The organism is Mycobacterium sp. NPDC049093 (genome assembly GCF_040704635.1).
In the GTDB taxonomy this organism is placed as follows: domain Bacteria; phylum Actinomycetota; class Actinomycetes; order Mycobacteriales; family Mycobacteriaceae; genus Mycobacterium.
In genome coordinates, this window is sequence record NZ_JBEZJS010000002.1 from 442,305 (window position 1) to 456,820 (window position 14,516).

Sequence of the window (14,516 nt, forward strand, 5' to 3'; positions counted from 1 at the left end):
GCGAAGGCGACTCGTAGGAGGCGAGCCATGAGCCCGCGCGTTGGAGTCACGCTGTCCGGGCGTTACCGGCTGCAGCGGCTGATCGCCACGGGCGGCATGGGTCAGGTCTGGGAGGCTGTCGACTCCCGGTTGGGCCGGCGCGTCGCGGTCAAGGTACTCAAGGCCGAGTTTTCGACCGATGCCGAGTTCGTCGAGCGCTTCCGGGCTGAGGCTCGCACGGTGGCCATGCTCAACCACCCCGGCATCGCCAGCGTGTACGACTACGGCGAGACCGAGCTCGACGGCGAGGGCCGCACGGCGTACCTGGTGATGGAGCTGATCAACGGCGAGCCGTTGAACTCGGTGATCAAGCGCACCGGCCGGTTGTCGCTGCGCCACGCCCTGGACATGCTCGAGCAGACGGGCCGCGCCCTGCAGGTGGCCCACACCGCGGGCCTGGTGCACCGCGACGTCAAGCCCGGCAACATCCTGATCACCCCGACCGGTCAGGTGAAGCTGACCGACTTCGGTATCGCCAAGGCGGTCGACGCCGCCCCGGTCACCCAGACCGGCATGGTGATGGGCACCGCCCAGTACATCGCGCCCGAACAGGCCCTTGGCCATGACGCCACCGCGGCCAGCGACGTGTACTCGCTGGGAGTCGTCGGCTACGAATCTGTTTCCGGCAAGCGGCCGTTCACCGGCGACGGTGCGCTGACGGTCGCGATGAAGCACATCAAGGAGACCCCACCGCCGCTGCCCGCCGATCTGCCGCCCAACGTGCGCGAGCTGATCGAGATCACCCTGGTGAAGAACCCGGGGATGCGTTACAAGTCGGGTGGACCCTTCGCCGACGCGGTCGCCGCGGTGCGCTCCGGTCGTCGTCCCCCGCGTCCCAACCAGGCTCCGACGCTCGGTCGGGCCGCCCCGGCGGCGGTTCCGTCGGCCGCGCAGGCTCGCGCCGCAGCGGACCTCAGCGGCCGCACCCCGGTGACCGCTACGCGAGCCAGGCCGACCACGGCCGCACACCGGCCCGCGCCCGCCCCGCGACGTACGTTCTCGTCGGGTCAACGTGCCCTGCTGTGGGCCGCCGGGGTACTCGGCGCGCTGGCAATCGTGATTGCCATCCTGATCGTCCTCAATGCTCAGGACCGCAAGGATCAACCCCCGCCCACCGTCACCGACACGGTGACCCAGACGACGCCCTACCAAACGCCGGCAGCGTTGCCGGACCTGGCATTCCACGCGATCGTGCCCAGGGGAGCCGCCGTTCAGGTTGTCCCGAAAGCACCAGAACAGATACTGCAATGACGACGCCTCAGCATCTCTCTGACCGATATGAACTCGGTGAAATCCTCGGCTTCGGCGGCATGTCCGAAGTTCACATCGCACGCGATACGCGGTTGCACCGCGATGTCGCGGTCAAGGTCCTGCGCGCCGATCTGGCCCGCGATCCCAGCTTCTACCTACGTTTCCGCCGGGAAGCGCAGAACGCGGCCGCGCTGAACCATCCCGCCATCGTGGCGGTGTACGACACGGGCGAGGCCGAGACGCCCAATGGGCCGCTGCCCTACATCGTCATGGAGTACGTCGACGGTGTCACGCTGCGCGACATCGTGCACACCGAGGGTCCGATCCCGCCGAAGCGCGCGATCGAGATCATCGCCGACGCCTGCCAGGCGCTGAACTTCAGCCACCAGCACGGCATCGTGCACCGCGACGTCAAGCCGGCCAACATCATGATCAGCAAGGCCAATGCTGTGAAGGTGATGGACTTCGGTATCGCGCGGGCCCTGGCCGATACCGGCAACAGCGTCACGCAGACGGCTGCGGTGATCGGCACCGCGCAGTACCTGTCGCCCGAGCAGGCCCGCGGGGAAACCGTCGACGCTCGTTCCGACGTGTACTCACTGGGCTGCGTGCTCTACGAAATCCTCACGGGCGAACCACCTTTCATCGGTGACTCCCCGGTGGCGGTGGCCTATCAGCATGTCCGGGAGGATCCGGTCCCGCCGTCGAGCCGGCACACGGGCATCTCTCCCGAACTCGACGCCGTCGTGCTCAAAGCCCTGGCGAAGAATCCGGACAATCGCTATCAGACCGCGGCCGACATGCGCACGGATCTGATCCGCGTACACAGCGGCGAGGCCCCCGAGGCACCCAAGGTGCTCACCGAGTCCGAGCGGACGTCGATGATGAACTCCGGGCCGATGCTCACCCAGGGCGGCGGTGCACCCACCCAGAACCTGGTGGTGCCTCGTCCCGCCGACCGCAACGCCTCGCTGGCCCGTTGGCTGATCGCCGTCGCGGTACTGGCGGTGCTGACCGTCGTGGTGACGGTCGCGATCAACATGTTCGACGGCAAGCCACGCGACGTGCAGGTGCCCGACGTGAGTGGCCAGCGTTCGGCGGATGCCATTGCCACGCTGCAGAACCGCGGCTTCAAGACGCGCACCGAGGGCAAGGAAGACAACAAGGTTCCGCCGGAGTACGTGATCGGCACCGACCCGTCGGCCAACAGCATGGCGGCCGCCGGCGATGAGATCACCGTCAACGTCTCTCGCGGGCCCGAGCAGCGGGTGGTCCCCGACGTCGCCGGTCTGTCCCCGAGCCAGGCCCGGCAGAAGCTCAAGGACGCCGGCTTCGAGAAGGTCAAGGAGTCGGCGAGCCCGTCGACGCCCGAGCAGAAGGGCCGCGTGCTGGCGACGAACCCGCCGGCCAATCAGACCGCGGGCATCATCTACGAGATCACGCTCGTGGTGGGTTCGGGCCCGGAAGACACCGCGGTTCCCGACTGCAAGGGTCAGAGCGCCGACGTGTGCAAGCAGATTCTGACCGCGTCGGGGTTCACCAACACGGTGGTCATCGACATCGACAACACCGCGCCCTCGGGGCAGGTGGTGGATACCGAGCCCACCTCCGGTACGTCGGTTCCCAAGGACACCCCGATCCAGATCCACGTATCCAAGGGCAACCAGTTCGTCATGCCCAACCTGGTCGGACAGTTCTGGGATGACGCCTACCAGCGTCTGAGCGCGCTGGGTTGGACCGGCAACCTGGACAAGGGGCCTGACGTACGCGACAGCGGTCAGCGCACCAACGCCGTGGTCACCCAGAGTCCGCCGGCCGGGACCGGGGTGAATCGCGGGGCGAACATCACGCTGAGCTTCGCGTCGTAGCCGCCGCTACGGCGCTGGCCACCTCGGCCTCGAGCGCGGCCACCAGACGTTCCTCCGGGGCGGCACCGCAGACGCCGAGCCAGTTGGCCAGCATGCGGTGTCCGCCCTGGGTCAGGATCGACTCCGGGTGGAACTGCACGCCGTGGATGGGGAGTTCGGTGTGCCGCACCGCCATGATCACTCCGCTGTCGGTCTGCCCGATCACCTCGAGCACATCCGGCACGGTCTCGGGCAGGATCGTCAACGAGTGATAGCGGGTCGCGGTGAACGGGTCGGGAAGGCCCTTGAGCACCCCCGCATCGGAGTGGTGCACCACGCTGGTCTTGCCGTGCAGCAGTTCGGGTGCGCGGTCGACGGTGCCGCCGAAGGCAACCCCGATGGCCTGATGACCCAGGCAGACACCGAGTAGGGGAGTACCTGCCGCGGCGCACGCGTGTACCAGCGGGATCGTGGCGCCGGCCCGCTCGGGGGTGCCGGGGCCGGGGCTGAGCAGGACGCCGTCGAAGTCGGCCGCCACCTTGGCGAGGTCGGCGTCGGTGGCCAGCCGCTGATCGTCATTGCGCCAGACCTGCGCGTCGACCCCGAGCTGACCCAGATACTGGACCAGGTTGAACACGAAGCTGTCATAGTTGTCGACGACCAGAACCTGCATCGGCCCAGGTTACCGGCTCAGTAACCGACAGGGCCCGCGGGTTTCGCGTAGCGCATCCGCACCGGCTCGGTGTGCCCGGTCAGCTCTACCTCGGCCCGAGGCTCCTCGACATAGCCCAAACCGAAGCGCACCACGTACTGCTTGTACAGGGTGACCAGTGGGGCGGCCGCGAGGGCGGCCTGCATGGCCGGGGCGTCGCCGATCGCGGTGATCACGTAGGGCGGGCTGTAGGTACGGCCGTTGAGCAGCAGGGTGTTGCCGACGCAGCGGGGCGCCGAGGTGGCGATGATGCGTTGGTCCTGCATCTGGATGCCCTCGGCACCCGCACTCCAGAGTGCGTTCAGGACGGCCTGGATGTCCTGTTGATGCACCACTAGGTCATCCGGGGAAGCGTCGCGCGGGAATCGGCCCTGGGCGTCGCGTTGGGCATCGTTGAGCGTGACCACCAGGCCCGGCCCACGCATGGGCACAGTGCCTGCGTCGACGGCCAACTGGGCCGAACGTCGGGTGATGGCCTCGAGCGCCGCGTGCGAGCCGGGTGATCCGCCGTGATGGCTGTCGATCTCGGTGGCCAGCGAATCGCGCTGGGCCGTCAGCCGGTCGACGGACTGTTGGGCTTCGCGGACCAGGTCGACGAGTCGGGGAGCGTCGCTGCGGCGAATCTCGTCACCGCCGGAGACCCCGTGGGTGGCGGCCAGCAGCAAGCCGGCGGCCAGGCAGACCACCGGGACGCCGAAGCGCCAGGGTGAACGATCCGGTTGGTCCATCGCAGTCTCTCCTGGACGTGCAGCTACGTTAGGCTCGTGAGGCATCCTGCCTCATCGTCGCACCGTGTGACGCCGACTGTCCGCGAAGGTACCCATGCCCAAGTCCAAAGTCCGTAAGAAGAACGATTTCACCATCAAGCAGGTGAGCCGGACTCCGGTCAAGGTGAAAGCCGGACCGTCGAGTGTGTGGTTCGTCGCGCTGTTCATCGGTCTCATGCTGTTCGGCCTGTTGTGGCTGCTGGTTTTCCAGCTCGCCGCGACCAACCCGGTGGACACCCCGTCCTTCCTTCAGTGGATGGCCGATATGGGTCCGTGGAACTACGCGGTCGCCTTTGCCTTCATGATCACCGGGCTGTTGCTCACGATGCGCTGGCGCTGATCGGAGAGCGGACGATAATGAATTCATCTTACGTTTTCAGCGTTTCCAGCTCAGCAACGCCGGCGATGCTCAATCACATCGTTGTGATTCATCCCCATTGGGGATAGCACCTGTGGATAACTCCATTAGTCGCGGTAAGAGGGTGTGAAGAACCCGTGCAGCAAACTCATTGGAGCCCACCGGCCGCTGGAGTCGCAGGTTGCGCCATAGCCGGACTAGCGATGGCTATCGCAGCTGTGACCGTGATCACAGACCCGCCTGGACGTGTTCTTGCCGGCATAGCTGGGGTGGGATTGCTCACGTTCGCAACATTGTCGTGGCGGGCCCGGCCGAAACTGGCAATCAACCAAGACAGTCTCATCGTCGCCAGTTGGCTGCGGACCCGGACATATCGCCGCGATGAGATCCGGAAGATCCGCATCACCGAGTTCCGCCGCATCGCTCGCAAGGTCCGCCTGCTCGAGATCGACACGATCGATGACCGGCTGGAAGTCCTCACGCGGTGGGATCTGGGAACAGACCCCCTCGACGTCCTCGACACGCTCACCCAGGCCGGTTTCTCGACCGGGTAGGCCCGGTAAAGGAAGCACCCCACACAACACGCGACGCCCCCGAGACCCGGGGGCGTCGCGCATTGGTATGTGCGGGGGAGGACCCGTTATGACACGGTGATCGATTCCACGACGACCGGATCGGTCGGGCGGTCGGAGCGATCGGTCGGGGTGGAGGCGATCGCGTCGACCACCTTCTGCGACTCGGGGTCGACGACCTCACCGAAGATGGTGTGGCGCCGGTTCAGGTGCGGCGTCTTGCCGACCGTGATGAAGAACTGTGAGCCGTTGGTGCCCGGGCCGGCGTTGGCCATGGCCAGCAGGTAGGGCTTGTCGAACTGGAGCTCAGGGTGGAACTCGTCGGCGAACTTGTAGCCGGCGTCGCCACGGCCGGTGCCGGTCGGGTCGCCGCCCTGGATCATGAAGCCGTCGATCACCCGGTGGAAGATGACGCCGTCGTAGAACGGACCGGAGGTGCCGCCCGAGGCGTTCTCGGTGGTGTAGTCCTTGGTGCCCTGCGCCAAGCCGACGAAGTTGGCCACGGTCTTGGGAGCGTGGTTTCCGAACAGTGCGATCTTGATGTCGCCGCGGTTGGTGTGCAGTGTCGCCGTCGCGGTCTGAATGGGGCTCGTCACGGCTACTCAGTCTGCCATCCCGGTTCGCGGCGAGGGTCAGATACCCCACCAAGCGCCCCAGACTCCCGCAGAGATGGCAGTCTGGATCTCAGCCGACAGATGGCCCACCCCGGTCCGTCGCCAGTGTCCCGCCAGTGCCCAGAAAGGTGCCAGATGACCGCGAACGTCGATACCCGGTTGGCCCCCCGTCAGCGCCTAGCCCGCGGCTTGAAATACAGCACTGTCGGTCCGGTCGATGTCACCCGCGGCGTGGTGGGTCTGAGCGCGAACACCGTGTCCGCCGTCGCCGCCGGGCTGCGTAAGCGCTACGACTCGGGCAAGCTGCGCCGTCAACTCGCCGCCGCCGCGGGAGCGGTGGCCGCGCTGCCCGAGGTACTTCAAGAGGCAGCGGCAGCGCCCGAGCCCAAACGACGTCGCCGCCGGTTGGTACTCGCCGGGGTCGCCGCGGCAGTCCTCGCCGGTGGGGCCGTGACGTTCTCGATCGTGCGGCGGTCCACCCGACCCGAGCCCTCTGCGCTGCCGCCCAGCGTCGAGGTCAATCCGAAGCCCTGACGCCGCTGCGCCCGGCTATTCGTTGAATTGCGCCTCGGCCGGGTCGCACACCTTCCACGCTCCCGATTCCTTGCGTAGGTACAGCGAACCGGAGTGGTCGGAGTTCGGTCGCAGGAATTGGACCTGCGCCACATCGTCTTTCACCGTGACATCGGTGACTTCGAACGGCTGGCCGTTGTCCTTCGCCCCCGGGCCAGAGTCCGCAGGATCGAAGCCGTCACCGTCGGTGACCAGGTCATGCTCTTCCTGACAGAGCGTCGCCAGCATCTTGTCCTGATCCTGGGTATCTATCGCGTCCGCGAATTGGGAAGCGACGTCCTTGATCGCCCCCTTTTCCCGACTCGACGAGAACCACATCCAACCGCCGACACCACACGCGATCAGTAGCACCGGCACGGCGATCGCCAACGCGATCAACAACTTCGACTTTCCCCGACTCTCATCGGGCTGCTGCTGATTTCCCTGCCAGGGTTGCGGAAATCCCGACTGCGGAAACCCGTAGACCGGCGGAACGTTGCCCAGCACCGGGTATCCCGATGGGGGATAGCTCGGTGGCTGCCCGTAATCCGTTGGCGGATAGGGCTGTTGCGGCGTCCCCCAGTCCGGCGCGCCTGGATGGTTCGGGTCACCACCAAACGGTGACGTCGGTCCTGTCATCACACATCCAACCGGGTTGACTCGATCCGTCGGTACCGCTGCGGCATGATCAACTCCGCTTTGCCCTTCGAGGTCAATTCGGCGGCCACCTGATCGGAGTCGATCTCCACCCGACTCACTCTCCGTTGGCCGTGACGAGGTTGTTGATGATGTCCCGCAGCTGGTTTCGGGTCTCGTTCTGTAGCTGCATCTGTTTTCCCGCCCAGTTCCGGTCGGGCTCGGGCAGCATGCGTGCGGCGCTGCCCGAATTCTCGGCGGTGTTCGCGGTCCACGACATCCACCGGTAGTTCAGCGGTGCCTGCGACAGCAGAAACATCTGATCTGAAGTCAACTTCAGGAAACCCGGAAGCTTGATCAGCTCCGCCAGCGGAACGATGTGGTCGGGCGTGACTTTCGCGTTGCCGGCCGGTGTCTCTCCGATCTTCTGCCCCGGGTAGACCGGGTCGGGGGCTCCTGCCGGCGGCGCGGCTGCACCGGCGAGGCGGACGTCTTTCGGCACGCTCCTCGGGTTGTCTCCGCGCAGCGCTTCGTACAGTGGCCGCTCGGGCGCGCCCTTGGGGACGGTTTCCCGGTCTCCCTTGCGGACGGACTGCGGCTGATAGCCCGCGGGGATCCCTTTCCTGGCGTTGTCGACCGCGAGCCGTTGGGCGGCCGAGGCCGTGGCCAGCTGCAGGCCTGACGGGTCCTTGGGCGTGAGTACCTCGACTGCGGCATCGCACGCGTCGATACGCGGCATCAGCGCGCTGCGATCGGCCTCGAGCTGTGCCTTCTCCGCGTTGAACACCTCGACAGCGGCGTGGTCGTATGCATTGACGGAGCCGGTCCGGCTGTTGTGATCGTTCGCCCGCTGCAGCCACGAATCGAGTTGGGCAGCGGGATCGGGGCACACCTGATGAAGGGCGTCGGCGCGAGCCACAGACAGGACGGGTCCGGCGATGACGGACGCCCACATCAGCCCACCTGCGAGCACCAGCGCGAGCAACATGCTCGCCAACCTGCGGACCACCACTTGCCCCCCGACTGCCCGAAAACTCCCAGCCACATTCAAGCACGCAGGTTATGGCCGGTCTGTGGTCGGAGACCAGAAAAGCGGCCCCGGATGGCTGTCACCGGAACCGCTTTGATCGAACTTGATTGTGGAGCCTAGGAGATTCGAACTCCTGACATCTGCCTTGCAAAGGCAGCGCTCTACCAACTGAGCTAAGGCCCCTCATTTGGCCGAGGTGGCGCATCTGCCAAGTCATGCCAAACTTCTTCACCGTGTCGTGATCGCCATACGATCACCGCCGCGGCTGCGATGCCGGCCAGAAGCATGAACCGCATGGCACAACCTCTCGGTGATCACCGGCTACACCGGGTGTCGTGGGCCTAGGAGGACTCGAACCTCCGACCTCTTCGTTATCAGCGAAGCGCTCTAACCGCCTGAGCTATAGGCCCGAAAATTGGGATCGACCGAGCGCAGAGATTACCGCACCGGAGTGCAGAGTCCCAAATCAATCCCTGTCGGCCAGCGTGACCTCGACCCCGCCGACCAGATCGGTGGTCAGGTTGTAGATGAAGGCACCGATGGTCGCCATCGCGCACAGCACCACGATGTTCACCAGGCCGACCAGCGCCGCCCCGCCGAAGATCGTTCCGCTGGAGACCAATTCGCCTCCTGAGGCACCGCTGGCGCTGGTGAGGAGGTCGCCGACATTGCTGTTGAGCTTGCTCCACACACCCATGGCGCCGAGCACCAGGTACAGGAATGCCACCGCGATCATCCACACGAAGAACAGCACCACCGACAACACCAGTGAGACCTTGAGCACAGTCCACGGGTCCACCCGGCGGATCTGCATGCTGGCCCGGACCGGACCCTGATGCGAGCCGCGGTTGGCGACCTGGATCCGGGTGGTCGGGCTGTTGCTCGAGCTGCGGGCGGCAGGCGCCTCAGTGGTGGTCTTACGTTGCGGGGTACGCGGCGAGGGCCCGGAAAGGTCGGGGATCTCGCTCGCATAGGCCTCGGGCCGCACCTGCTCGGTGCGGGTCGCCGACGGGGCAGGAGGCGCCGGACGGGCAGGCCGGGCCTGCTGCTCGGTGTCCTTGGCCTCCGTGCCGGCGACGAAGCGCTGCAGCCGGGCTTCCACGCCGGGGGAGTGGGAGCCCGGAGTACGGGCGCTTTCCTCCCGCGGCTCGGTTGCCTGCGGCGGGGTGGTGCGGGCGGCGGTGCCCCGCTGCCACGGCGGTGCCTCCCCGGTCTCGGTGATCTGACCGCCGGCGGGCCGGGCCTGCGTCCCGGCCGTCTTGCCGGCGGCCGGGGTGGCCTCGGCCCCTGCGGCCCCGGTACCCGAGCCGTTGGAGCTGCCGGACCGGTCGCCCGTTCGCGGGTACCCCGGCTCGTTCGGTGAACTCACCTAACAGCTCCTTAGCTCAGGCCGAGGTCCGGGTTGGGCCTCGGCGACAGCGTCACTCTTCGTCGGACTCGGCCTCATCCGCTTCCGAGTCCTCCTCGGCGTTGCGCGCAATCGCAATCAGTGTGTCGCCCTCGCCCAGGTTCATCAAGCGAACGCCCTTGGTCTGACGCCCAGCTTTGCGAACCTGACGTGCGGCGGTCCGGATGACGCCGCCACCGGAGGTGATGGCGTACAGCTCCGTCTCGTCATCGACGATCAGCGCTCCGACCAGACTGCCACGTTTGCGGTCGTACTGGATCGTCAGGATGCCCTTGCCGCCTCGGCCCTGAACCGTGTACTCGTCGATCGCGGTGCGCTTGGCGTAGCCGCCAGCGGTCGCGACCAGCAGGTACGTGTCCGGTTGGACCACATTGAGGGACAGCAACCGGTCATCCTCGTTGAACCGCATACCCTGCACGCCGGAGGTCGCGCGACCCATCGGACGCAGCGCCTCGTCGGTTGCAGAGAACCGGATCGACTGGCCGTTGGCGCTCACCAGCAGCAGGTCGTCGTCGGCCGAGCACAGCACCGCGCCGACCAGTTCGTCACCTTCGCGCAGGTTGACCGCCACGATGCCGCCGGAGCGGTTCGAATCGAAGTCGACCAGCCTCGACTTCTTCACCAGACCGTTGCGGGTGGCCAGCACCAGGTACGGCGCATCTTCGTAGCTCTTGATCTGGATGACCTGGGCGATGCGCTCCTCCGGCTGGAAGGCCAGCAGGTTCGCCACGTGCTGGCCACGCGCGGTGCGCGAGGTCTCGGGCAGCTCGTAAGCCTTGGCCCGGTACACCCGGCCCTGCGTGGTGAAGAACAGGATCCAGTCGTGGGTGGAGCAGACGAAGAAGTGGTTGACGATGTCGTCGGCCTTGAGCCCCGCACCCTGCACACCCTTGCCGCCGCGCTTCTGGGAGCGGTACAGGTCGGTCTTGGTCCGCTTGGCATACCCGGTCTCGGTGATCGTGACGACCACGTCCTCGCGGGCGATCAGGTCCTCGTCGCTGACCTCACCGTCGGCCGGCATGATGCGGGTCCGACGGTCATCGCCGTGCTTCTCCGCGATCTCGGCGAGCTCGTCACGGACGATCGCGCGCTGTCGTTCCGGTTTGGCCAGAATGTCCTCGAGATCGGCGATCTCGGCTTCGATCTTGGCCAGATCGTCGACGATCTTCTGCCGCTCGAGGGCGGCCAGCCGGCGCAGCTGCATGTCCAGGATGGCCTGGGCCTGGATTTCGTCGATATCGAGCAGCTCGATCAGGCCGGCCCGGGCGATCTCGACCGTCTGCGACGCCCGGATCAAGGCGATCACCTCGTCGAGCGCGTCGAGCGCCTTCACCAAGCCGCGCAGGATGTGGGCCCGCTCATTGGCCTTGCGCAACCGGTAGCGGGTGCGCCGCACGATGACATCGAGTTGGTGTGCGACGTAATGGCGGATCATCTGGTCGAGCCGCAGCGTGCGCGGCACCCCGTCGACGATCGACAGCATGTTGGCGCCGAAGCTGGTCTGCAGCTGGGTGTGCTTGTAGAGGTTGTTCAGCACGACCTTGGCGACGGCATCGCGCTTGAGCTCCACCACAATTCGCAGACCGACGCGGTCGCTGGACTGGTCCTCGATGTTGGAGATGCCGGCCAGCTTGCCGTCGCGCACCTGCTCGGCGATCGAGGTGATGAAATTGTCGTGGTTGACCTGGTACGGCAGTTCGGTGATGACGATGCCGGTACGGCCCCGGCTGTCCTCTTCGATCTCGACCACGCCGCGCATCCGGATGGAACCGCGACCGGTGGTGTAGGCGTCGTGGATGCCCTGTGATCCGACGATCAGGCCGTGGGTGGGGAAATCGGGGCCCTTGACCCGCTCGCAGACCGCGGCCAGCGTGGCCTCTTCATCGGCCTCGTGGTTCTCCAGGCACCAGTACACCGCCTCGGCCAACTCGCGCAGGTTGTGCGGCGGGATGTTGGTGGCCATGCCGACGGCGATACCGCCCGAACCGTTGGCCAGCAGGTTGGGGAACCGGCTCGGCAACACCGTGGGTTCCTGCACCCGGCCGTCGTAGTTGGGGATGAATTCGACTGTCTCCTCGTCGATTTCACGCAACATTTCCATTGCCAGCGGAGTCAGCCGGGCTTCGGTATATCTCATGGCCGCCGCGGGGTCGTTACCCGGCGAACCGAAGTTGCCCTGGCCGTCGACCAGTGGGTAACGCAGTGACCACGGCTGGGCCATCCGGACCAGGGTGTCGTAGATCGAGGAGTCACCGTGGGGGTGATAGTTGCCCATCGTCTCGGCCACCGAACGTGCCGACTTCGCGTGGCTGCGGTCCGGGCGGAAACCGGAGTCGTACATCGCATAGAGCACCCGGCGGTGCACCGGCTTGAGCCCGTCACGCACCTCGGGTAGCGCCCGGCCGACGATGACGCTCATGGCGTAATCGATGTAGCTGCGCTGCATCTCGTGCTGGATGTCGACCGGTTCGATGCGGTCGGAGGCTCCGTCGCCAGGCGGCAGGGTGGTGTCAGTCATGTGATCCTCGGTTGTTTATCTAGCCGGTGGATGTGCTAAACGTCCAGGAACCGAACGTCTTTGGCGTTGCGCGTGATGAAACTGCGGCGGGCTTCGACGTCCTCACCCATCAGAATGGAGAACAGTTCGTCGGCCGCGGCGGCGTCATCGAGCGTCACCTGACGTAAGACCCGCACCGACGGATCCATGGTGGTCTCCCACAGTTCCTTGGCGTCCATCTCGCCCAGACCCTTGTAACGCTGGATACCGTCGTCGACATTGATCCGCTTGCCGGCTGCCTTACCCGCCTCGAGCAAGCCGTCGCGCTCACGGTCGGAGTAGGCGAACTCCGGTTCCTGACGCTGCCACTTGAGTTTGTACAGCGGCGGCTGGGCCAGGAAGATGTGGCCATGTTCGACCAGCGGTTTCATGAAGCGGAACAGCAGGGTCAGCAGCAGGGTGGAGATGTGCTGGCCGTCGACGTCGGCGTCGGCCATCAACACGATCTTGTGATAGCGCAGCTTGCTGATGTCGAACTCGTCGTGAATGCCGGTACCCAGGGCCGTGATGATGGCCTGGACTTCGGTGTTCTTCAAAACCCGGTCGATACGGGCCTTTTCGACGTTGATGATCTTGCCGCGCAGCGGCAGGATCGCCTGGAACATCGAGTCGCGGCCACTCTTGGCCGAACCGCCGGCCGAATCGCCCTCCACCACATACAGTTCGGACTTCGTCGGATCCGTAGAGCGGCAGTCCGCGAGCTTGCCGGGCAGGCCACCGATGTCGGTGGCGCTCTTGCGCCGGACCAGCTCGCGCGCCTTGCGGGCGGCGATACGCGCCTGCGCCGATGAAACTGCTTTGTTCACCACGGTTTTGGCCTCGGCGGGGTTCGCCTCGAACCAGTGGGTCAGCTGCTCGTTGCAGATCTTCTGCACGAACGACTTCACCTCGGTGTTACCGAGCTTGGTCTTGGTCTGGCCTTCGAACTGCGGTTGGGCCACCTTCACCGAGATGACCGCGGCCAGGCCTTCACGGATGTCGTCGCCGGTGAGGTTCGGATCCTTGTCCTTGAGGAGCTTCTTGTCCTTGGCGTACTTGTTCACCACGGTGGTCAGTGCCGAGCGGAAACCCTCTTCGTGGGTACCGCCCTCGTGCGTGTTGATCGTGTTGGCGAACGTGTGGACCGACTCGGAGTAACCGGCATTCCACTGCATCGCGATCTCGACCTCGTGACCGGGGCCCTTGCCGTCGAAATCGATCACGCTGGGCTGGATCGCAGTCTTGGTGCGGTTGATGTGCTTGACGAAGTCGACCAGACCGCCCGGGTAGTGGAAGGTCCGGTGCTTCACCTTGTGGGGCGCGGCGGCCTCGGCCGCCGTCTCCTCCGCGGATTTCGGGGCGGCGGCGGTGTCGGCGACCACCTCGTCGACGACCTCCTCCTGGGACACCCGCTCGTCGGTGAGGTCGATCGTCAGGCCCTTGTTGAGGAAGGCCATCTCCTGCAGACGACGGGCAATGGTCTCGAAGTCGTACACCGTGGTCTCGAAGACATTCGGGTCAGCCCAGAACCGGATGGTGGTACCGGTCTTGGTTGTCTTGTCACCCTGCTTGAGGGTTCCCGGCACCGAGTTGTCGTAGGTCTGGAACCACTCGTAACCGTCCTTGTAGATGTCGGCCTCGAGCCGGGTCGACAGGGCGTTCACCACGGACACACCCACGCCGTGCAGACCGCCGGATACCTGGTAGGCACCTTCTTCGAACTTGCCGCCGGCGTGCAGGACGGTCATCACGACATCAACGGTCGGGATACCGGTCGCGTGCATGGCCACCGGAATACCGCGGCCGTCGTCGGTGACCTGAACGCCGCCATCCTCGAGGATCCGCACGTCGACCTTGCTGGCGAACCCGGCCATCGCCTCGTCTACCGCGTTGTCGACGACCTCCCACACCAGGTGGTGCAGACCCCGCTCACCGGTGGAACCGATGTACATGCCCGGACGTTTACGAACGGCCTCCAGTCCTTCGAGCACCTTGATCGAATCGGCGCCGTACTCGGTTGGAGCATTCTTCTTCTGGGCAGCCACGTCGGACGCGTCTCCTTGGGGTTCGCGGGAAGCGGTTGCGTCGCCGCCCTGCAGATCTCGCCACAGTCTACCGGTCCAGACGGACAGGGCCGACTCTGTAGCGGCGTTTTCACCTACCTAACTGCGCCGTGCGCGGAATTTCGCGGGTC

General features: G+C 65.9%; 13 protein-coding genes and 2 tRNA genes. 5 read left to right on the forward strand and 10 right to left on the reverse strand.

Annotated features, from left to right (window positions below; translation table 11 throughout):
* Nucleotides 1-27: 27 nt before the first annotated feature.
* Nucleotides 28-1,290 (forward strand): protein kinase domain-containing protein, encoded by a 1,263-nt coding sequence (locus AB0876_RS07605; RefSeq protein WP_491840005.1) that lies wholly within the window; start codon nt 28-30, stop codon nt 1,288-1,290.
* Complete coding sequence (pknB, locus tag AB0876_RS07610) at nt 1,287-3,158, forward strand: Stk1 family PASTA domain-containing Ser/Thr kinase (protein ID WP_491840004.1); 1,872 nt, start codon at nt 1,287-1,289, stop codon at nt 3,156-3,158. Before AB0876_RS07605 ends, pknB begins: the two co-directional genes overlap by 4 nt.
* Here the strand turns inward: pknB and AB0876_RS07615 are convergent.
* Nucleotides 3,136-3,810 (reverse strand): aminodeoxychorismate/anthranilate synthase component II, encoded by a 675-nt coding sequence (locus AB0876_RS07615; protein WP_491840003.1) that lies wholly within the window; start codon nt 3,808-3,810, stop codon nt 3,136-3,138. The two genes, pknB and AB0876_RS07615, sit on opposite strands and share 23 nt — an antisense overlap.
* Nucleotides 3,811-3,827: 17 nt before the next feature.
* Nucleotides 3,828-4,577 (reverse strand): DUF881 domain-containing protein, encoded by a 750-nt coding sequence (locus AB0876_RS07620; protein WP_055119247.1) that lies wholly within the window; start codon nt 4,575-4,577, stop codon nt 3,828-3,830.
* Nucleotides 4,578-4,671: 94 nt separating this feature from the next.
* On the opposite strand from AB0876_RS07620, the gene crgA reads away from it, so the two are divergent.
* Both crgA and AB0876_RS07630 read left to right on the forward strand, forming a co-directional pair.
* Nucleotides 4,672-4,956, forward strand: coding sequence for a cell division protein CrgA (gene crgA / locus AB0876_RS07625; RefSeq protein WP_003883285.1), 285 nt, complete (start codon nt 4,672-4,674; stop codon nt 4,954-4,956).
* Nucleotides 4,957-5,111: 155 nt separating this feature from the next.
* Nucleotides 5,112-5,528 (forward strand): PH domain-containing protein, encoded by a 417-nt coding sequence (locus AB0876_RS07630; RefSeq protein WP_491840002.1) that lies wholly within the window; start codon nt 5,112-5,114, stop codon nt 5,526-5,528.
* Nucleotides 5,529-5,614: 86 nt separating this feature from the next.
* On the opposite strand, the gene AB0876_RS07635 is transcribed toward AB0876_RS07630, so the two are convergent.
* Entirely contained in the window at nt 5,615-6,142 is a 528-nt protein-coding gene (locus tag AB0876_RS07635) for a peptidylprolyl isomerase (RefSeq protein WP_055119243.1), read from the reverse strand.
* A 153-nt stretch (nt 6,143-6,295) separates the two neighbouring features.
* On the opposite strand from AB0876_RS07635, the gene cwsA reads away from it, so the two are divergent.
* Nucleotides 6,296-6,694 carry a cell wall synthesis protein CwsA gene (cwsA, locus tag AB0876_RS07640; RefSeq protein ID WP_491840001.1) on the forward strand — a complete coding sequence of 133 codons (399 nt, stop codon included), beginning with the start codon at nt 6,296-6,298 and terminating at the stop codon, nt 6,692-6,694.
* 15 nt (nt 6,695-6,709) lie between these two features.
* On the opposite strand, the gene AB0876_RS07645 is transcribed toward cwsA, so the two are convergent.
* The 7 genes from AB0876_RS07645 to gyrB form a co-directional block, all read right to left on the reverse strand.
* Nucleotides 6,710-7,351 carry an Rv0361 family membrane protein gene (locus tag AB0876_RS07645; protein WP_526041650.1) on the reverse strand — a complete coding sequence of 214 codons (642 nt, stop codon included), beginning with the start codon at nt 7,349-7,351 and terminating at the stop codon, nt 6,710-6,712.
* Nucleotides 7,352-7,466: 115 nt separating this feature from the next.
* A complete protein-coding gene (locus AB0876_RS07650; RefSeq protein WP_526041651.1) occupies nt 7,467-8,336 on the reverse strand; it encodes a hypothetical protein in 870 nt (289 codons plus the stop codon).
* A 152-nt stretch (nt 8,337-8,488) separates the two neighbouring features.
* Nucleotides 8,489-8,561, reverse strand: a tRNA-Ala gene (locus tag AB0876_RS07655).
* A 153-nt stretch (nt 8,562-8,714) separates the two neighbouring features.
* Nucleotides 8,715-8,788 (reverse strand) — tRNA-Ile (locus AB0876_RS07660).
* A 56-nt stretch (nt 8,789-8,844) separates the two neighbouring features.
* Nucleotides 8,845-9,747, reverse strand: coding sequence for a DUF3566 domain-containing protein (locus AB0876_RS07665; RefSeq protein WP_526041652.1), 903 nt, complete (start codon nt 9,745-9,747; stop codon nt 8,845-8,847).
* A 52-nt stretch (nt 9,748-9,799) separates the two neighbouring features.
* Nucleotides 9,800-12,304, reverse strand: coding sequence for a DNA gyrase subunit A (gene gyrA / locus AB0876_RS07670; RefSeq protein WP_491839993.1), 2,505 nt, complete (start codon nt 12,302-12,304; stop codon nt 9,800-9,802).
* Nucleotides 12,305-12,339: 35 nt separating this feature from the next.
* Nucleotides 12,340-14,367, reverse strand: a complete 2,028-nt coding sequence (gene gyrB, locus AB0876_RS07675; protein ID WP_064882390.1) for a DNA topoisomerase (ATP-hydrolyzing) subunit B — start codon at nt 14,365-14,367, stop codon at nt 12,340-12,342.
* Nucleotides 14,368-14,516: the final 149 nt, after the last annotated feature.